This is a genomic window from Pseudoalteromonas piscicida (assembly GCF_002744175.1).
GTDB classification, from domain to species: Bacteria; Pseudomonadota; Gammaproteobacteria; order Enterobacterales; family Alteromonadaceae; genus Pseudoalteromonas; species Pseudoalteromonas piscicida_B.
This window is the reverse complement of the sequence record NZ_NKHF01000072.1, coordinates 59291-78554: the sequence shown is the minus strand read 5'-3', so window position 1 is coordinate 78554 and position 19264 is coordinate 59291. Positions and strand designations below refer to the sequence as shown.

Genomic DNA, 19264 nt, shown 5'->3' with positions numbered 1-19264 from the left:
TTTTAAAATTTCCTATAAAGAAATTAAAGTCCAGTCCTAAGACCGGACCGAACTAAAATTACTTAACAGCGCGAGCTGCAATTATTGCATCAGCAACGTTTTTAGACGCTTCGGCATACTTTAGGAATTCCATAGAGTATGATGCGCGACCTTGTGTAGCTGAGCGTAAGTCTGTTGCATAGCCAAACATTTCAGAAAGCGGTACCTGAGCATTAATTTGCTTTGAGCCACCAAATGCTTCTTCCATGCCTTCGATTATGCCGCGACGACGATTTAAGTCGCCTACTACATCACCCATGTTTTCTTCAGGAGTGATTACTTCTACTTTCATGACAGGCTCAAGTAAAACAGGGTTTGCTTCTAGTGCACCCTTTCTAAAGCCCATCGAACCTGCGATTTTGAACGCCATCTCGTTTGAGTCAACATCGTGGAATGAGCCATCAAACAATGTAGCTTTAACACCCAATAACGGATAACCAGCAAGCACACCTTGCTTCATCTGCTCTTGAATACCTTTATCAACCGCTGGGATGTACTCTTTTGGTACTGTACCACCGACGATTTCGTTAACGAATTCGTATATTGGCGCATCATCATCCGAGACATCCATTGGTTCAAGCTTCAACCAAACGTGACCATATTGACCACGACCACCAGATTGACGTACAAACTTACCTTCAGCTTCCACAGAAGCTCGGATAGTTTCACGGTATGCAACCTGAGGCTTACCAACATTACACACAACGTTAAACTCACGCTTCATACGATCCACAATGATATCTAGGTGAAGTTCACCCATACCAGAGATGATCGTCTGACCTGACTCTTCATCCGTTTCTACACGGAATGAAGGATCTTCTGCTGCAAGTTTACCCAGAGCAATGCCCATTTTTTCTTGGTCAGCTACTGTTTTAGGTTCTACTGCGACTGAGATTACTGGCTCTGGAAATTCCATACGCTCTAGCGTAATTGGCGCTTCTTGAGCACAAAGTGTATCACCAGTAGTTACATCTTTTAGACCGATAGCGGCCGCAATGTCACCCGCATGTACTTCTTTAATCTCTTCACGCGAGTTAGAGTGCATTTGAACAATACGTCCAAAACGCTCTTTTTTACCTTTAACAGGATTTAGTACCGAGTCACCTTGGCTAACTTTACCAGAGTAAACTCGGAAGAAAGTAAGTGTGCCAACGAATGGATCAGTTGCGATCTTAAATGCAAGCGCCGCAAACGGTGCATTATCGTCAGCTTCACGCGTATCCTCGGTTTCGTCATCTAAGACACCTTGGATAGCTTTTACTTCAGTAGGCGACGGCATGAATTCAATCACAGCGTCAAGCACAGCTTGTACGCCTTTGTTTTTGAATGCACTGCCTGTCGTCATTGGCACAATTTCATTGGCCAATGTGCGTTGACGAAGTGCAGATTTAATCTCCGCTTCGCTCAACTCACCATCTTCAAGATATTTTTCCATTAGCTCTTCAGAAGCTTCTGCAGCACTCTCAATTAAATGAGAGCGCCATTCTTCAGCAAGCTCTTGAAGATCTGCAGGGACCTCTTCATAAGCGAAAGTCATGCCCTGGTCTTCTTCATTCCAGTTGATGGCTTTCATTTTGATGAGATCTATAACACCTTTAAATTCATCTTCAGCACCAATTGGTAACTGAATAGGCACAGGTGTAGCACCAAGACGTTTCTTAACTTGTTCAACAACAGACAAGAAATCTGCACCAGTACGATCCATCTTATTGACGAAAATCATACGTGGCACTTCATATTTGTTTGCCTGACGCCAAACGGTCTCAGTTTGCGGTTGCACACCTGATGAAGCACATAACACAACAACAGCACCATCGAGTACACGCAATGAACGTTCTACTTCGATAGTAAAATCTACGTGTCCTGGAGTATCGATGATGTTTACACGATGCTCATCAAACTGAGCATCCATCCCTTTCCAGAAACACGTTGTTGCAGCAGAAGTGATCGTGATACCACGCTCTTGTTCCTGCTCCATCCAGTCCATAGTTGCGGCACCGTCGTGTACCTCACCAATCTTATGAGAAAGACCAGTATAAAAAAGTACACGCTCAGTTGTAGTCGTTTTACCCGCATCTACGTGAGCACAAATACCGATGTTACGGTAGCGCTCAATCGGAGTTGTCCGTGCCATAATATCCTCTTAAAAGGTGTTAGCAGATTACCAACGGTAGTGAGCGAATGCTTTGTTCGCTTCAGCCATACGGTGAACGTCTTCACGTTTCTTAACCGCAGTGCCTTTGTTTTCAGCAGCGTCGATCATCTCTTGAGCAAGACGAAGACCCATTGATTTCTCACCACGCTTACGCGCAGCTTCAACCAACCAACGCATACCTAGTGCGTTACGACGCACTGGACGTACTTCAACTGGTACTTGGTACGTTGAACCACCAACACGGCGAGATTTAACCTCTACCTGTGGGCGAACGTTATCAAGTGCAGATTCAAAGATTTCTAGGTGCGACTTGCCTGATTTTTCAGCAGCCACGTCTAGCGCACCATATACGATTTTTTCAGCAGTAGATTTCTTGCCGTCAAGCATTACTACGTTAACGAATTTAGCAAGAAGCTCTGATCCGAACTTCGGATCTGGAAGAATTTTACGTTGACCTATTACGCGTCTTCTAGGCATTTTCTTTCTCCGGTATCTTCAGGTCCGTGTATACACGGATTCCCAAAACAATATATAAAAATTTAAAACTTAAGTGCTTGGCCTTACTAACGGAGAACCATTAGCCCTTAGGACGTTTTGCACCGTACTTAGAACGACCTTGTTTACGATCGTTAACACCCGCACAGTCAAGCGCACCACGTACAGTGTGGAAACGCACACCTGGTAAGTCTTTAACACGACCACCACGGATAAGGATTACACTGTGCTCTTGAAGGTTGTGGCCTTCACCGCCAATGTATGAAGTTACTTCGAAACCGTTTGTTAAACGAACACGCGCTACTTTACGTAATGCTGAGTTTGGTTTCTTTGGTGTAGTTGTATATACACGAGTACATACTCCACGCTTTTGTGGACAAGCTTTAAGAGCAGCTGAGTTGCTCTTAGTAACCTTGCTACGACGTGGCTTACGCACTAGCTGGTTAATAGTTGCCATTAAATAGCTCCTGAATTAATAAATTACTACTGAAAAATAAAATCTTACCATTTAGGTCTAATCCAATTTTCTTGAACGACTAAAATGGGTGGCCGAATTTTAATGACCAAAGTTTAACCTGTCAACCAAAAGTAGTCATCAGTGCTAGTTAAATGCGTTGATCGATGCCTTATTCTGCAGTGAACTTATTGAAAGTTAATAGAACTTGGCAATTTCGTAGAAAAACGATTGTTGCAGTATACATATTCATATGACGCTTTAATGGCAATTCGACCAGTGCCAATTTTGATATGCCTATACTGAGACTAGCTCACTAATAGCAACTTGCTTAATTAAGTGATTTATTTTGAGATGAGAAAACCTTGTCGATAACCCCGCTACCGCATCCTGCTTACCCCACCGTATCGACGTCTAGGTAGAGTTTAGATGTTGTTTATAAAGTGAGAAGCTTTTTACGCAGCTAGCATCAAGCCTACGCCTTCAAATTGGGCAGCTATTAAGACAAGTTAGTATAACAGTATAGACATAAAAAAACCGCTGTGGAGTTAACACAGCGGTTTTTAAACTGGTTAGCTAAATGGCTCGATTACTCGTTGCCACCTAGTAAATCAGCGTTAAGTGCATCTGTTAGTGCTTGTGTCGCTTCTTCAGCGCTTACAGTCTGCTCTTCAACAAGTGCTTCACCTTGCTTACGACGGTTGATACGCTCTTCATGGTATGCGAAACCTGTACCCGCTGGGATCAAACGACCCACGATTACGTTTTCTTTCAGACCACGTAGCTCATCACTCTTACCGTTAACAGCCGCTTCTGTAAGAACTCGCGTTGTTTCCTGGAACGATGCCGCTGAGATGAACGACTCAGTCGCTAGTGACGCTTTTGTAATACCCATTAGCTGAATTTCAAACTTAGCTGGGATCTTACCTTGCATCTCTAGTTCGCGGTTAGCGATGTTTACACGCGCAACTTCAGCTTGTTCACCTGCTAAGAATTCACTGTCGCCACCGTCTAGAATGATACACTTACGAAGCATCTGACGAACGATAGTTTCAATGTGCTTATCGTTAATCTTTACACCCTGTAGGCGGTATACTTCTTGTACCTCGTTAGTGATGTAGTTAGATACATCAGTAACGCCACGTAGACGTAGGATATCGTGTGGAGACTCAGGACCATCGGCGATAACTTCACCTTTAGCCACTTGTTCACCTTCAAACACGTTAAGCTGACGCCATTTCGGGATCATTTCTTCGTATGCATCACCTTCGTCAGGCGTGATCACAAGACGTTTCTTACCTTTGGTCTCTTTACCGAAGCTAACCGTACCTGTGATTTCTGCAAGAATTGCAGGATCTTTTGGTTTACGCGCTTCGAATAGGTCAGCAACTCGAGGTAGACCACCCGTGATGTCACGAGTCTTCGAACCTTCTTGTGGAATACGAGCCAGTACCGAACCTGGTAAGACTGTTGCACCGTCAGTGATTTCAATCGTTGTGAATGAAGGTAGACGGATCTCTTGAAGACCACGTTCTTCGTTCTCAATGATTAGTTTAGGCTCTTTGGCGTTTACTTTCGCCAGATCCTTAACAACCACACGTGTTAGACCAGTTAACTCATCAGTCTGTGCTTCAGTGTTTGAATCATCGATATCGCTAAACGATACTTTTGACTCATGTTCAATGATGATTGGGTGGCTATGCGGGTCCCATGTTGCAACAATGTCGTTACCTTTAACGTCAGCACCATCTTGTACAGTCAATACTGCACCGTAAGGTACTTTATAACGCTCTTTCTCACGACCGTGCTCATCGATAATCGTGATCTCAGTTGAACGAGATGTGATAACGATTTTGCCATCAGCATTGATTACAAACTTAGCATTGTGCAGTTTCAGGTTACCATTGTTCTTAACTTGAACACTGTTTTCTGCAGACGCTCGTGATGCCGCACCACCGATGTGGAATGTACGCATCGTAAGCTGTGTACCCGGCTCACCGATTGACTGTGCCGCGATTACACCAACTGCTTCACCTGGGTTGATGATATGGCCACGAGCCAAGTCACGACCATAACAGTGTGCACACACACCAAAGTCGTTTTGACAAGTGATAACAGAACGTACTTTAACTTCATCTACTGAGTGTTCTTCTAGAAGGTCACACAGTTTTTCGTCAATCATTACGTTACGTGCAACAAGTACTTCAGTAGTACCTGGCTTAACCACATCTTCAGCAACCACACGACCTAGTACACGCTCACGAAGTGGCTCTACAACGTCACCACCTTCGATTAGCGGCTTCATTACTAGACCTTCTTCTGTACCACAGTCTGATTCGTTGATAACCAAATCCTGCGCTACGTCTACTAGACGACGAGTTAGGTAACCCGAGTTCGCTGTCTTAAGTGCCGTATCCGCTAGACCCTTACGAGCACCGTGGGTCGAGATAAAGTACTGTAGTACGTTTAGACCTTCACGGAAGTTCGCTGTAATTGGCGTTTCGATGATTGAACCATCTGGACGTGCCATTAGACCACGCATACCCGCTAACTGACGGATCTGAGCAGCACTACCACGAGCGCCCGAGTCTGCCATCATAAACACTGAGTTAAATGACGGTTGCTCTTCTTCGTTACCTTCTGCGTTGATAACCGTTTCTTTTGAAAGGTTAGCCATCATCTCGCGAGAAAGGTTTTCGTTTACACGCGACCAGATATCGATAACTTTGTTGTATTTCTCACCGGCAGTTACAAGGCCAGATTGGAACTGTTGGTTGATTTCTGCAACTTCAGCTTCCGCACGATCGATGATCTCACCTTTAGTTGGTGGGATTACCATGTCGTTAATACCGATAGAAACACCAGACTTCATCGCATAGTGGAAACCGGTGTACATTACTTGGTCAGCAAAGATAACGGTATCTTTAAGACCTAGACGACGGTAACACTCGTTTAGAAGACCTGAAATTTGTTTCTTACCTAGTGGCTTATTGATCAGTTCAAACGGCAAGCCTTCAGGGATATTCAATGAAAGGATTGCACGACCAACTGTCGTATCTACTAGGTGAGTAAGAGTACCGCGCTCGCCAGTTTCTTCGTCGATAGTCACTTCTGTGATACGAACTTTAACACGAGCGTGAAGCTCAGCAGCACCTACACGGTATGCTTTTTCAGCTTCTTTAGCATCTTTAAATACTGTGCCTTCACCTTTACCGTTGATACAATCGCGAGTCATGTAGTAAAGACCTAGTACAACGTCCTGTGAAGGTACGATGATTGGTTCACCGTTCGCTGGTGCTAAGATGTTGTTGGTAGACATCATCAATGCACGCGCTTCCAACTGCGCTTCAAGCGTCAGAGGAACGTGAACCGCCATTTGGTCACCATCGAAGTCAGCGTTATATGCCGCACACACTAGTGGGTGTAGGTGAATCGCTTTACCTTCGATAAGCACAGGTTCGAATGCTTGGATACCCAGACGGTGCAGTGTTGGCGTACGGTTAAGTAGAACCGGGTGCTCACGGATAACTTCGTCTAGTACGTCCCAAACCTCTGGTACTTCGCGCTCAACCATCTTCTTCGCAGCTTTGATGGTTGTCGCCATACCACGGCGCTCTAGTTTACCGTAGATAAATGGCTTGAATAGCTCAAGTGCCATTTTCTTAGGTAGACCACACTGATGTAGTTTCAGTGTAGGACCAACGGTGATTACAGAACGGCCTGAGTAGTCAACACGCTTACCAAGAAGGTTTTGACGGAAACGACCTTGCTTACCTTTGATCATGTCTGCAAGCGACTTAAGCGGACGCTTGTTAGAACCTGTGATTGCACGACCACGACGACCATTATCAAGTAGCGCATCAACCGCTTCTTGAAGCATACGCTTTTCGTTACGTACAATGATGTCTGGTGCTGCTAGATCTAGTAAACGCTTCAAACGGTTGTTACGGTTGATCACACGACGGTAAAGGTCGTTCAGATCTGAAGTCGCAAAACGACCGCCATCTAGTGGTACTAGAGGACGTAGATCTGGTGGCAGAACCGGTAACACGCTCATCACCATCCACTCAGGGTTGTTGCCTGACTGGTGGAACGCTTCCATTAATTTAAGACGTTTAGTAATTTTCTTACGCTTAGTTTCAGAGTTGATTGTTGGTAACTCTTCACGCATTTCAGCGATAAGCTGACCTAGGTCTAGTTCACGCAGTAGATCAAGTACAGCTTCTGCACCCATCTTCGCTTCAAACTCATCACCATGCTCTTCAAGCGCATCTAGGTATTCTTCTTCACCTAGTAGTTGACCGCGCTCAAGCGTAGTCATACCTGGCTCAGTTACCACGAATGACTCGAAATAAAGTACACGTTCGATATCACGAAGCGTCATATCTAGCATTAGGCCGATACGTGACGGTAGTGATTTCAAGAACCAAATATGCGCAACTGGGCTAGCCAGCTCGATGTGACCCATACGGTCACGACGTACTTTTGTTAGCGTTACTTCAACGCCACACTTTTCACAGATAACACCACGGTGCTTCAAGCGCTTGTATTTACCACACAAACACTCGTAATCTTTTACTGGGCCGAAAATACGGGCACAGAATAAGCCATCACGCTCAGGCTTGAAAGTACGATAGTTGATTGTCTCAGGTTTCTTTACTTCACCGTAAGACCATGAACGCACCATGTCTGGCGAAGCAAGACCAATGCGAATTGCGTCGAATTCTTCGGTCTTATTTTGTTGCTTCAGAAACTTAAGTAAGTCTTTCACCTTAGCTCTCCTGTCGGAGGTTAATCTTGAGGGTAAACATCGCTTACCCCTACATTCTTTTCAGTCCGGTTGCTGTCAAGCAACGCCGCAGCGAACTGCGGCGGTCGGATTAAATTTCTTCCAACTCGATGTTGATACCTAGTGAGCGGATTTCTTTCAACAATACGTTGAACGACTCAGGCATACCCGGTTCCATCTTGTGGTTACCGTCTACGATGTTCTTATACATCTTAGTACGACCGTTTACGTCATCCGACTTCACTGTCAACATTTCTTGTAGCGTGTAGGCAGCACCGTATGCTTCTAGTGCCCATACCTCCATCTCACCGAAACGCTGACCACCGAACTGTGCCTTACCACCCAGCGGCTGCTGAGTTACTAGGCTATAAGAACCAGTTGAACGCGCGTGCATCTTGTCATCAACTAAGTGGTTCAGTTTCAGCATGTACATGTAGCCTACTGTTACTTGACGCTCAAATGCATCACCAGTACGACCATCATATAGCGTTACCTGACCACTTCTTGGATAACCACCAAGCTCTAGCATGTCTTTGATTTCAGCTTCGCGTGCACCGTCAAATGCTGGTGTTGCGATTGGTAGACCACCTTTAAGGTTTTCAGCCAAACGGCGGATTTCGTCATCAGAGAAGTTAGCAATATCAACTTTCTGACGGCAATCACCAATTTCGTATGCTTTCTTGATGAATTCGCGCAACTCGTGAATTTCACGTTGCTCTTTCATCATCTCTTCAAGACGCTCACCAATACCACGTGCAGCAAGACCCATATGAGTTTCTAAGATCTGACCGATGTTCATACGTGATGGTACACCCAGCGGGTTTAGTACGATATCTACAGTACGACCTTTCTCATCGTATGGCATGTCTTCAACAGGTACGATAGTTGAGATAACACCCTTGTTACCGTGACGACCCGCCATCTTATCACCAGGCTGGATACGACGCTTAACAGCTAGGTATACTTTTACAATCTTAAGTACGCCTGGCGCTAGGTCATCACCTTGTGTGATCTTGCGACGTTTGTTTTCAAAACGCTTGTCGTAATCAGCTTTTAGCTCATCGTACTGTGCAGCTAGCTGCTCAAGCTCTGCTTGATGCTCTTCATCAGCAAGGCTTTGCGTAAGTAGCTTTTCAGTGTTTAGACCAGCAAGTTGCTCTTCACTCATACCTGCTTTGATAAGTAGGTTACGAGCGTGAGTCAAAATACCGCCTTCAAGGATTCTGAACTCTTCGTTGAAATCTTTCTTCGCTTCACGAAGTTGCATTTCTTCAACTTCTAGTGCGCGCTTATCTTTTTCAACACCATCACGAGTAAACACTTGTACGTCGATTACCGTACCAGATACTGAGTTTGGTACACGTAGTGAGCTGTCTTTTACGTCAGACGCTTTTTCACCGAAGATTGCACGTAGTAGCTTTTCTTCTGGTGTTAGCTGCGTTTCACCTTTAGGCGTTACTTTACCTACAAGGATATCGCCGCCTTTTACTTCAGCACCAATGTATACCACGCCTGATTCATCAAGCTTACCTAGTGCAGACTCACCTACGTTTGGAATATCCGCAGTGATTTCTTCTGGACCAAGCTTAGTATCACGAGCAATACACTGAAGCTCTTGGATGTGGATTGTCGTTAGACGATCTTCTTTTACAACGTTCTCTGAAAGTAGGATTGAATCCTCGAAGTTGTAACCATTCCAAGGCATGAACGCCACGCGTAAGTTCTGACCAAGTGCTAGGTTACCAAGGTCTGTTGAAGGACCATCAGCAAGCACATCACCACGTACAACAGGCTCGCCTACCATACAAGTAGGTTTCTGGTTGATACAGGTGTTTTGGTTTGAACGTGTGTACTTAGTTAAGTTATAGATGTCGATGCCCGCTTCACCTTGGATGCGCTCATCTTCATTAACATTAACAACAATACGGCTCGCATCAGCATACTTAACCACACCGCCACGCTTAGCAACGATAGTTACACCAGAGTCTTTTGCTAGTGTACGCTCGATACCAGTACCAACTAACGGCTTATCTGCACGTAGTGTAGGTACAGCTTGACGTTGCATGTTCGATCCCATCAATGCGCGGTTCGCGTCATCGTGTTCTAGGAATGGAATAAGTGCTGCAGCCACAGAGATTACCTGCTGTGGAGATACGTCCATATACTGAATACTGTCGCTCGGCATAAAGGTTGATTCACCTTTAAAACGACAAGGAATTAATTCTTCAGCAAATTGGTTCTCATCAGTTAGCGTTGTATTCGCCTGTGCGATAACGAACTGACCTTCTTCAATTGCTGACAGGTAATCAACGTCGTCGGTAACAATACCGTCAACTACTTTGCGGTATGGAGTCTCTAAGAAACCATAGTCGTTTGTACGCGCATAAGTAGATAGCGAGTTGATTAGACCGATGTTTGGACCTTCAGGCGTTTCGATAGGACAAACACGACCGTAGTGCGTTACGTGTACGTCACGTACTTCGAAGCCAGCACGCTCACGTGTCAGACCACCCGGACCTAATGCAGAAATACGACGCTTGTGCGTTACTTCTGAAAGCGGGTTGTTCTGGTCCATAAACTGTGAAAGCTGTGAAGAACCAAAGAATTCTTTTACTGCTGCAGAAATAGGCTTAGCATTGATCAAGTCCTGAGGCATCACGTTGTCTAAGTCACCAAGACTTAAACGCTCACGTACAGCACGCTCAACACGTACCAAACCTACACGGAATTGGTTTTCAGCCATTTCACCAACAGAACGGATACGACGGTTACCTAAGTGGTCGATGTCATCAACATCACCTTTACCATTACGGATGTCGATCAATACCTTCATCACGCTAACGATATCTTCTTTAGATAACGTACCTTCGCCTTCGTCTGAATCATAACCAACACGGCTATTGAACTTCATACGACCTACTGTTGATAGATCATAGCGCTCTTCAGAGAAGAATAGGTTGTCAAACAACGCTTCTGCAGCTTCTTTTGTTGGTGGCTCACCAGGGCGCATCATGCGGTAGATTTCTACCAATGCTTCTAGGCGGTTGTTTGTAGAGTCAATACGTACTGTTTCTGACATGTACGCACCGCTGTCTACTTCATTGATGTAAAGCGTATCGATCTTTGTGTGACCTGCTTTAACCAACTCAGCCATCAGCTCTAGTGAAAGCTCAGCATTCGCTTCTGCGATGATTTCGCCTGTTGACTCGTCGATATAGTTTTTTGCAACGATACGACCAATGATGTACTCGTGTGGTACTTCAAGCGTATCAATACCTTGCTTCTCAATATTTTTAATATGACGTGCAGTAATACGACGGCCTTGCTCAACCAATACCTCACCGTCTGCATCTTTGATATCAAATGCAGCAGTTTCACCACGTAGGCGTGAAGGTACAAGTTCCATCAACACTTTGCCATCTTTTACTTCGAAACTTGTCGTTTCAAAGAATAGTGCCAAGATTTCGTCAGTTGTGAACTCTAGTGCACGTAAGATGATTGAAGCTGGTAATTTACGACGACGGTCAATACGAACGTAAAGGTTATCTTTCACGTCGAATTCGAAGTCTAGCCATGAACCACGGTATGGGATCACGCGCGCGTTATACAACACTTTACCAGATGAGTGTGATTTACCACGGTCGTTATCAAAGAATACACCAGGTGAACGGTGTAGCTGAGAAACGATAACACGTTCAGTACCATTGATTACAAAAGTACCGGTGTCGGTCATGAGCGGGATTTCGCCCATGTAAACTTCTTGCTCTTTTATGTCTTTGACTGTGCCAGGTGCATCTTTGTCCATTAGCACAAGACGTAGTTTAACGCGAAGTGGAGCAGAATATGTCACACCGCGAATTTGACATTCTTTAACGTCAAATACTGGCTCGCCAATACGATAACTGACGTATTGAAGCTCAGAGTTGCCCGAGTAGCTCTTGATAGGGAATACAGAACGGAATGCAGCTTCCAATCCAGTATCACCATCAGCGTCAGGCGCAATGAACTTATCGAACGATTCCAACTGCATTTGCAGTAGGAAAGGTATATCCAAAACCTGTGGACGTTTACCAAAATCCTTACGGATACGTTTCTTTTCAGAATAAGAGTAAGCCATGGGGTTCCTCAGCTTGCTGATCTTTGACCCAACCTGTCCAAAATTGAACAGACTTCACTGGCATCTAAGCCATGATAACAACATCTAAATTGTCACACTAACTTGGTTAACTAGTGGCTTAAATGAGCACAATTCAGGCTTTCTTTAAGTCAGCAGCATAGTCAAATTAGCGTTACTTCAAATGCCATTGCGATTTTCAACAAGAACAGCTAAGTTATTGAAAATTACAGTGAAATTCGAAGATTTATGCACGATAGAAATACATCTCTCTATAGCGCAAAAGGGCCGGTGATTAAATAATCACCAGCCCTTGCCTGATTTCTCAGGCAGCGAACCTAGCGGGAGCTAGATTACTTGATCTCAACTTCAGCACCAGCTTCTTCAAGATCTTTCTTAAGCGCTTCAGCTTCTTCCTTAGATACACCTTCTTTGATAGGTGCAGGAGCAGACTCTACTAGAGCCTTAGCTTCTTTAAGGCCTAGACCAGTCGCGCCACGTACTGCTTTGATTGCAGCAACTTTGTTACCGCCAGCAGCAGCTAGGATTACGTCGAACTCAGTCTTTTCTTCAGCGGCTTCAGCAGGACCAGCAGCAACAACAGCAGCAGCTGCAGTTACGCCGAACTTCTCTTCCATAGCTTCAACTAGTTCAACAACTTCCATTACTGACATTTCAGCAATCGCGTCAAGGATTTGGTCTTTAGTTACAGACATTTCAAATTTCCTAATTATTTACGAACCCAAATGGTTCTAAAAATTTATTGGTGAAAGGAGCGTTGCTTGGATTAAGCAGCTTGCTCAGCTTTCTGTACACGTACTGCTTCAATTGTTTTACACAATTTACCGGCAGACGCTTCTTTCATAGCGCTCATTAAGCGTGCAACAGCTTCGTCGTAAGTAGGTAGCTTAGCAAGCATTTCTACATCAACGATGTTACCTTCGAATGCAGCAGTTTTAAGCTCGAATGCTTCGTTCTTCTTCGCGAAATCAGCAAAGATACGCGCAGCAGCACCTGGGTGCTCTGAAGAGAAAGCGATTAGGCTTGGACCTACTAGCGATTCGTTAAGACATTCATACTCAGTGCCTTCAACAGCACGTTTAGCTAGAGTGTTACGAACGACTTTCATCCAAACACCCGCTTCACGAGCTTCTTTACGAAGAGCAGTGATCGCGTCTACTGTTACACCACGAGAATCTGCAACAACTGCAGATAGAGCACCTTTGGCAGCTTCGTTGACTTCAGCAACAATTGCTTTTTTGTCTTGAAGATTTAAAGCCATGGGTGTTACTCCTGGTTTGTTGGGAAAAACTTCCCAGTTCTACTTTACTCTACCGAAGTAGAGCTGCTTTTTACGGCGAGAACCAGAAGATTAGGAAAATCTAGCTGGGATTCACACCGTCTACGTAGGCAATGGATTAAGCAAAAGCAAGCTTTCGCACCTACGGTCTTGGACGGAAACGCAATTTATCGATTCATTGTAGACCATAATGGAAACAATTTTCGAAATTATGCGCTTCAACCCGAATTCTTTGCTTTGTAAAAGAAGTACACTTCTCTACAAAATGGCGCAAAATTATAGTCTAATTTTTACGCCATGTAAACGCTAAACTCTAAATTATACTACTTGAGTATTTAGAGTAGCTTGGTCTAAAGCAACACCCGCACCCATCGTAGTAGAGATGCTTACTTTCTTCACGAAAGTACCTTTTGCAGTAGAAGGCTTAGCCTTCTTAAGCGCGATGATTAGCGCTTCAAGGTTTTCTTGAAGTTGGTTAGCGTCAAAGTCTACTTTACCGATAGTAGTGTGGATGATACCGTTCTTGTCGTTACGGTAACGAACCTGACCAGCTTTAGCGTTTTTAACAGCTTCTGCAACGTTAGGTGTTACAGTACCTGTTTTAGGGTTAGGCATAAGACCACGTGGACCTAGGATTTGACCTAGTTGACCAACAACGCGCATTGCATCCGGAGAAGCAACAACAACGTCAAAGTTCATTTCGCCTTTTTTAACTTGCTCAGCAAGGTCTTCCATGCCTACTAAATCAGCACCAGCTTCTTTAGCAGCTTCAGCATTTGCACCTTGAGTGAATACCGCTACGCGTACATCACGACCAGTACCGTGAGGTAGTACAGTTGCACCACGTACGTTTTGGTCAGATTTACGAGCATCGATACCTAGGTTTACAGCAACGTCTACACTTTCTACGAACTTAGCAGTAGCAAGTTCTTTAAGAAGAGCAACAGCTTCGTTGATTTCGTATTCTTTAGTTACATCCACTTTCTCGCGGATAGTACGCATACGCTTAGTTAATTTAGCCATTCTCTATTACTCCTCTACGTTCAAGCCCATTGCACGTGCAGAACCTGCAATCGTGCGTACAGCTGCGTCCATATCAGCAGCAGTAAGATCTGGACGTTTCATCTCAACAATCTCTTCAAGTTGAGCACGAGTAACTGTACCAACTTTCTCAGTGTTAGGACGACCAGAACCAGACTTGATACCAGCTGCCTTCTTAAGAAGGTATGCAGCAGGTGGAGTCTTCATGTCAAAAGTGAATGAACGGTCACTGTAAACAGAAATGATTACTGGAACAGGTGCACCTTTCTCTAGAGACTCTGTACGTGCGTTGAACGCTTTACAGAATTCCATGATGTTTACACCGTGTTGACCTAGTGCAGGACCTACTGGAGGACTAGGGTTAGCCATACCAGCAGCAACTTGTAGCTTGATTAAAGCTTCAACTTTCTTAGCCATGATAATACCTCAATTGTGGGTCTTTGCCTCGTGCGCGCGAGGACGCGTACTCAAACGGCTTCCCAGTTTTAAAAAATTCAGTCTTTTTGCCGCGCTTTTTGCGCAATAACGAAAAGGCCGCTGATTATAGATTAATCAGCGGCCTTTGACAACTTTTTCAAGTGATATTTTATTTGTCTTTCTCAACCTGACCAAACTCAAGGTCAACAGGCGTAGAACGACCGAAAATAAGTACCGATACTTTTAGGCGGCTCTTTTCGTAATCCACTTCTTCAACAACACCGTTGAAGTCAGCAAATGGACCATCTGTAACACGAACCACTTCACCCGGCTCAAATAATGTAGCAGGTTTAGGCGCTTCAGCGTTTTCTTGTAGACGGTTAAGGATGCGATCAGCTTCTTTTTTGCTGATTGGTGCTGGACGGTCAGAAGTACCGCCAATAAAGCCCATTACGCGTGGTGTGCTATTCACCAAGTGCCATGAAGCATCATCCATCACCATCTCGACTAACACATAGCCTGGGAAGAATTTACGCTCTGACTTACGTTTCTGACCAGCACGCATCTCTACGACTTCTTCAGTCGGAACCAGGATTTCACCGAAGTAATCTTCTAATCCTTCGATCTTGATATGCTCGATAATGGTTTGTGCTACGCGTTTCTCAAAACCAGAAAACGCTTGGATCACGTACCAACGTAATTTCTTTTCTTTGTTCTCATCCGACATGGGATCAGATCTCCAATCCAGTTAAAAAGCCTACTGCACGGAAAAGTATACCATCTAATCCCCATAGGATTAATGCCATAATCACCGTTGCAATGATCACGATGAAAGTAGTGTGAGTTGCTTCCTGACGCGTCGGCCAGATAACTTTGCGTACTTCAATGCGTGATTCTTTAGCAAAAGCGATAAAGGTACGGCCTTTTTCAGTCGTTACCAAAATGCCCAAAGCCGCTGCGATTGCTACAACAACGCCTACAGCACGTACTAAAACAGATAAATCAGCATATAGATAATTACCAACTACAGCACCAGTTAGAAGTGCAATAGCGGCTAGCCACTTTACCATGTCCATCGAGCTCGACGAGTTTTCAACATTAGTGCTCATAATCAATTTTACCTTAAATACAGACACAACAACCCTGCATAAAACAGGGTAAATCCATTCAATCCAAATTTACAAATAAGCGACTTACAGTGTTTTTGGGTCACGTTATTTTAAATGTGGACTTGTTGTTGAATTGGCAGGGGCGGCAGGACTCGAACCCGCAACCATCGGTTTTGGAGACCGCTGTTCTACCAATTGGAACTACGCCCCTGCAAAGTGGATGCCCATTATACTGACGAAGCAAACGAAAACAAGTGTAAAAGATATGCAAAGTAACAATTAATCCAATCTTCGTTTTATAGACGCTTCAGAAAAGTCGTAACAGTTCCCCTTTATAGAAATCACATAACACCCAAACTTGCTCAAACGGATGAAAATCTGGGATCTCCCACGCTGCACTGAGGCGCTTAAAGTCTTCACTATGATAGATGGGGCTGGCATTACGAATTACCAACCAGACTCTGTCTGATTCATATCGTTTTTTTGCCTTCTGATTCAATAATCGCTGTAACCCTAAACTTAACGGATCGCTGTCAGCTGCTTGACTCATCGCAGCTAATTCGCGCTGAATAGATAACGACAATGGACGCCCAAGAACAGCCATGGCTTCTTTTTCGCTAGCGTAAAAGTGCGCTATTTCCAAGTCAAGTTGTGCTTCGCCTTGATAGCAGCTCACATCAGGTTTGTTCGGTTCATTATGCCAAATATGACGCATATGCACGGCAAAACGCGTTTCGTAGCAACGCAAAAATAGTTTTGCCGCATCGTGTTCTAATTTTATTTTTTCAGCTTCGCTCGCTCTGTCCATTCACAACCACAGCTATATCACTTAATAAGCTTGAAGCGCCAAACCGAAAGTGCTCAGCGCTGAGCCAATCAGCGCCCATAATTTGTTCTGCTAAACGTAAATATATTTGCGCTTCATTCACTGACTTTACCCCACCTGCCGCCTTAAAGCCAACTCCTTTACCGCTGTTTTTAATGGCCTTCAAAATGGTTTCAGCTGCCTCAGGGGTGGCATTTATAGGAACCTTCCCAGTACTGGTTTTAACAAAGTCAGCCCCCGCCATAATCGCAAGTTGAGCAGCTTCAGTGATGAGTTTTGGAGTTGCTAACACACCACTTTCAATAATCACCTTCAATTTGGCTTGGTCTCCACAAGCGAGTTTGCTTGAGTGTACATATTGCCATGGCGTGTCAGGATCTCCTGCCATTAACTGTTGATAAGGTAAGACGAGATCAATTTCATCAGCACCTGCCTCAATCGCACTGTGAGTTTGAGCCAGTACTTGTGGCAGCTTAAGCTCCCCCGATGGAAAGTTAGTAACTGTCGCCACCTTAACTTGCTCCCAACCACGCTGGCTAAGCTCCTGTTTTACCAAAGCAACAAATTGTGGATATACACAAATGGCAGCTGGTAACCCAATATTAGGGTCAATACTGTCTAATAGGGCTAGAATACTTTGTGCCGTGTCATCCTCTTTTAACGAGGTTAGATCCATCAAACTCAGAGCCATCTGAGCGTCAGCGATTAAAGTCATTACCGTGTTCCTTTTCACTTTGCTTTATCACTCAAGTTAAAAGCATACACCACAGCAGAAATAGGACAAATGTCCGGTTATTGTGATGCCATAGCAATTCATTTTACGAATTGTGCACTTTATGAATAACTCATAACCAAACACTATAGTGCGTAAATTTGCCACAAAAACAAACTAACCAGATGAAAGTAAAGAAAAATAATATTTAACCTTGGTTTTTATAACTTTTAGTTATATAGAGTCGGTTTAAATTATTTTTTCCCTCTTTTGCAACTCGATATGCTGCGCTCTACTTGTGATATCAAGCACCGTGTTGATATTTATCATTGCTATTGTTTAAAGAGGTTGCCGTGCAATACTTGCCTATTTTTACCAAACTAGAAAATAAACCTGTGTTGATCATAGGTGGTGGTGAGGTGGCATTAAGAAAATGCCGTGCCTTTTTAAAAGCAAATGCTGCCATTACTCTGGTTGCGCCTGAATTTTGTTCAGAATTACAGTCATTAGCAGCAGACTCCATTGTTACACTGAAAAACAAGCGCTTTGATGAAAGCGACTTAGAAAACACCATGTTAGTGGTTGCAGCAACGGATATCGAAGCGGTCAATGCTGAAGTTGCTCAACTTGCTGAATCACGCAACCTGTTTGTTAATGTCGTTGATGATCAACCGAAATGCAATTTTATCTTCCCATCTATAGTAGACAGAAACCCGATAACCATTGCTATTTCAAGCGCGGGGACGGCTCCTGTACTTGCTCGACGCCTGCGGGAAAAACTTGAAACACTCATCCCACAGCACATCGGGCCACTCGCGCAATTGGTTGGTCAATTTAGACATAAGGTAAAGGCTCGTTTCAAACACTTTGCCGATCGTCGACAATTTTGGGAGTCCGTATTTGATTCTAATGTCGTCAGTGAAGTGCAAGCGGGAAACAAAGAAAATGCACGAGCTCAACTAGAAACGATGTTGGACAACACCGCCACACCAGAGGGTGAAGTTTATGTTGTTGGTGCAGGTCCAGGAGACCCCGAGTTGTTAACGTTAAAAGCCTTGCAACTGATGCAGCAAGCAGATGTTGTAGTCTACGACTATTTAGTGTCAGATGAAATCATGGAGCTTGTACGTCGTGATGCCGATTTAATCTGTGTTGGTAAAAAGGCAGGTAATCATAGTGTGAAGCAGGAGCACACTAATCAAATTTTAGTTGAGCTGGCGAAGCAAGGTAAAAAGGTTTGTAGGATTAAAGGAGGCGATCCTTTTATTTACGGCCGAGGTGGTGAAGAGGTTCAAGTATTAGCAGAACACAATGTAAAGTATCAAATCGTGCCCGGTATCACAGCTGCAGCTGGCTGTAGCGCATATGCAGGAATTCCGCTAACACATAGAGATCATGCACAGGCTATCCAATTTGTTACTGGTCATTGTAAGCAAGACGGTCAAGAACTGGACTGGGAAGGTCTCGCTAAGGCAAACCAAACCCTAGCCGTATATATGGGAGTTATAAAATCGCCCCATATTCAAGCTCAGCTACTTGCACATGGTCGCGCACCAAACACGCCAGTGGCAATCGTGGAAAATGGCACGCGCCCAACACAACGCGTAGTGAGAACACAGTTAGATCAATTAGCCGAAGCAATTGCTAGCCATGATATTCAATCGCCAGCTTTACTGATCATTGGCGAAGTCGCAGCGCTTCACGAGCAGTTAGCTTGGTTTAATAAAAATAATCAAATAAGCAGCTTTGCTCAACCTATTACGCAAGTAGCGTAATAACCGTAACAGATAGTTAAATTTATAAGTAGGATATA

At 44.2% G+C, this 19264-nt stretch carries 14 protein-coding genes and 1 tRNA gene; 1 reads left to right on the top strand and 14 read right to left on the bottom strand.

Features of this window, described 5'->3' with window-relative positions:
- Positions 1-58 precede the first annotated feature (58 nt).
- The 14 genes from fusA to deoC all read right to left on the bottom strand — a co-directional run bounded on the left by fusA (position 59) and on the right by deoC (position 17454).
- Positions 59-2173: an elongation factor G gene (gene fusA / locus CEX98_RS15810; RefSeq protein ID WP_099642997.1), complete on the bottom strand. Its 2115-nt coding sequence runs from the start codon at positions 2171-2173 to the stop codon at positions 59-61.
- 27 nt (positions 2174-2200) lie between these two features.
- A complete protein-coding gene (gene rpsG / locus CEX98_RS15805) occupies positions 2201-2671 on the bottom strand; it encodes a 30S ribosomal protein S7 (RefSeq protein ID WP_010376219.1) in 471 nt (156 codons plus the stop codon).
- 100 nt (positions 2672-2771) lie between these two features.
- Positions 2772-3146 (bottom strand): 30S ribosomal protein S12, encoded by a 375-nt coding sequence (gene rpsL, locus CEX98_RS15800; protein ID WP_010387308.1) that lies wholly within the window; start codon positions 3144-3146, stop codon positions 2772-2774.
- 586 nt (positions 3147-3732) lie between these two features.
- Positions 3733-7914: a DNA-directed RNA polymerase subunit beta' gene (gene rpoC / locus CEX98_RS15795; protein ID WP_099642996.1), complete on the bottom strand. Its 4182-nt coding sequence runs from the start codon at positions 7912-7914 to the stop codon at positions 3733-3735.
- Between the two features lie 109 nt (positions 7915-8023).
- The gene (gene rpoB / locus CEX98_RS15790) at positions 8024-12049 is read right to left on the bottom strand and encodes a DNA-directed RNA polymerase subunit beta (protein WP_099642995.1); all 4026 of its coding nucleotides are present in this window, start codon (positions 12047-12049) and stop codon (positions 8024-8026) included.
- Between the two features lie 350 nt (positions 12050-12399).
- Positions 12400-12762, bottom strand: coding sequence for a 50S ribosomal protein L7/L12 (gene rplL / locus CEX98_RS15785; RefSeq protein WP_070982798.1), 363 nt, complete (start codon positions 12760-12762; stop codon positions 12400-12402).
- A gap of 71 nt (positions 12763-12833) precedes the next feature.
- Complete coding sequence (gene rplJ / locus CEX98_RS15780; protein WP_099642994.1) at positions 12834-13328, bottom strand: 50S ribosomal protein L10; 495 nt, start codon at positions 13326-13328, stop codon at positions 12834-12836.
- Between the two features lie 336 nt (positions 13329-13664).
- On the bottom strand, positions 13665-14369 hold the full coding sequence (gene rplA / locus CEX98_RS15775) for a 50S ribosomal protein L1 (RefSeq protein WP_099642993.1): 705 nt from the start codon (positions 14367-14369) through the stop codon (positions 13665-13667).
- 6 nt (positions 14370-14375) lie between these two features.
- Positions 14376-14804 (bottom strand): 50S ribosomal protein L11, encoded by a 429-nt coding sequence (gene rplK / locus CEX98_RS15770; protein ID WP_099642992.1) that lies wholly within the window; start codon positions 14802-14804, stop codon positions 14376-14378.
- 169 nt (positions 14805-14973) lie between these two features.
- Positions 14974-15531 (bottom strand): transcription termination/antitermination protein NusG, encoded by a 558-nt coding sequence (gene nusG, locus CEX98_RS15765; RefSeq protein ID WP_099642991.1) that lies wholly within the window; start codon positions 15529-15531, stop codon positions 14974-14976.
- A 4-nt stretch (positions 15532-15535) separates the two neighbouring features.
- Positions 15536-15913 (bottom strand): preprotein translocase subunit SecE, encoded by a 378-nt coding sequence (gene secE, locus CEX98_RS15760; RefSeq protein ID WP_099642990.1) that lies wholly within the window; start codon positions 15911-15913, stop codon positions 15536-15538.
- Positions 15914-16047: 134 nt separating this feature from the next.
- Positions 16048-16124: transfer RNA gene (locus CEX98_RS15755), tRNA-Trp, on the bottom strand.
- Between the two features lie 96 nt (positions 16125-16220).
- Positions 16221-16721, bottom strand: coding sequence for a hypothetical protein (locus CEX98_RS15750; RefSeq protein ID WP_099642989.1), 501 nt, complete (start codon positions 16719-16721; stop codon positions 16221-16223).
- The gene (gene deoC, locus CEX98_RS15745) at positions 16699-17454 is read right to left on the bottom strand and encodes a deoxyribose-phosphate aldolase (RefSeq protein ID WP_099642988.1); all 756 of its coding nucleotides are present in this window, start codon (positions 17452-17454) and stop codon (positions 16699-16701) included. Before deoC ends, CEX98_RS15750 begins: the two co-directional genes overlap by 23 nt.
- Before the next feature lie 350 nt (positions 17455-17804).
- On the opposite strand from deoC, the gene cysG reads away from it, so the two are divergent.
- Positions 17805-19226 carry a siroheme synthase CysG gene (cysG, locus tag CEX98_RS15740; RefSeq protein ID WP_099642987.1) on the top strand — a complete coding sequence of 474 codons (1422 nt, stop codon included), beginning with the start codon at positions 17805-17807 and terminating at the stop codon, positions 19224-19226.
- The last annotated feature ends 38 nt before the right edge of the window (positions 19227-19264 follow it).

Bases quoted from the DNA above. Each gene is read 5' to 3' on its own strand.
- fusA (WP_099642997.1), bottom strand. From the start codon at position 2,173: ATGGCACGGACAACTCCGATTGAGCGCTACCGTAACATCGGTATTTGT.
- rpsG (WP_010376219.1), bottom strand. From the start codon at position 2,671: ATGCCTAGAAGACGCGTAATAGGTCAACGTAAAATTCTTCCAGATCCG.
- rpsL (WP_010387308.1), bottom strand. From the start codon at position 3,146: ATGGCAACTATTAACCAGCTAGTGCGTAAGCCACGTCGTAGCAAGGTT.
- rpoB (WP_099642995.1), bottom strand. From the start codon at position 12,049: ATGGCTTACTCTTATTCTGAAAAGAAACGTATCCGTAAGGATTTTGGT.
- rplL (WP_070982798.1), bottom strand. From the start codon at position 12,762: ATGTCTGTAACTAAAGACCAAATCCTTGACGCGATTGCTGAAATGTCA.
- rplJ (WP_099642994.1), bottom strand. From the start codon at position 13,328: ATGGCTTTAAATCTTCAAGACAAAAAAGCAATTGTTGCTGAAGTCAAC.
- rplA (WP_099642993.1), bottom strand. From the start codon at position 14,369: ATGGCTAAATTAACTAAGCGTATGCGTACTATCCGCGAGAAAGTGGAT.
- rplK (WP_099642992.1), bottom strand. From the start codon at position 14,804: ATGGCTAAGAAAGTTGAAGCTTTAATCAAGCTACAAGTTGCTGCTGGT.
- nusG (WP_099642991.1), bottom strand. From the start codon at position 15,531: ATGTCGGATGAGAACAAAGAAAAGAAATTACGTTGGTACGTGATCCAA.
- secE (WP_099642990.1), bottom strand. From the start codon at position 15,913: ATGAGCACTAATGTTGAAAACTCGTCGAGCTCGATGGACATGGTAAAG.
- CEX98_RS15750 (WP_099642989.1), bottom strand. From the start codon at position 16,721: ATGGACAGAGCGAGCGAAGCTGAAAAAATAAAATTAGAACACGATGCG.
- deoC (WP_099642988.1), bottom strand. From the start codon at position 17,454: ATGACTTTAATCGCTGACGCTCAGATGGCTCTGAGTTTGATGGATCTA.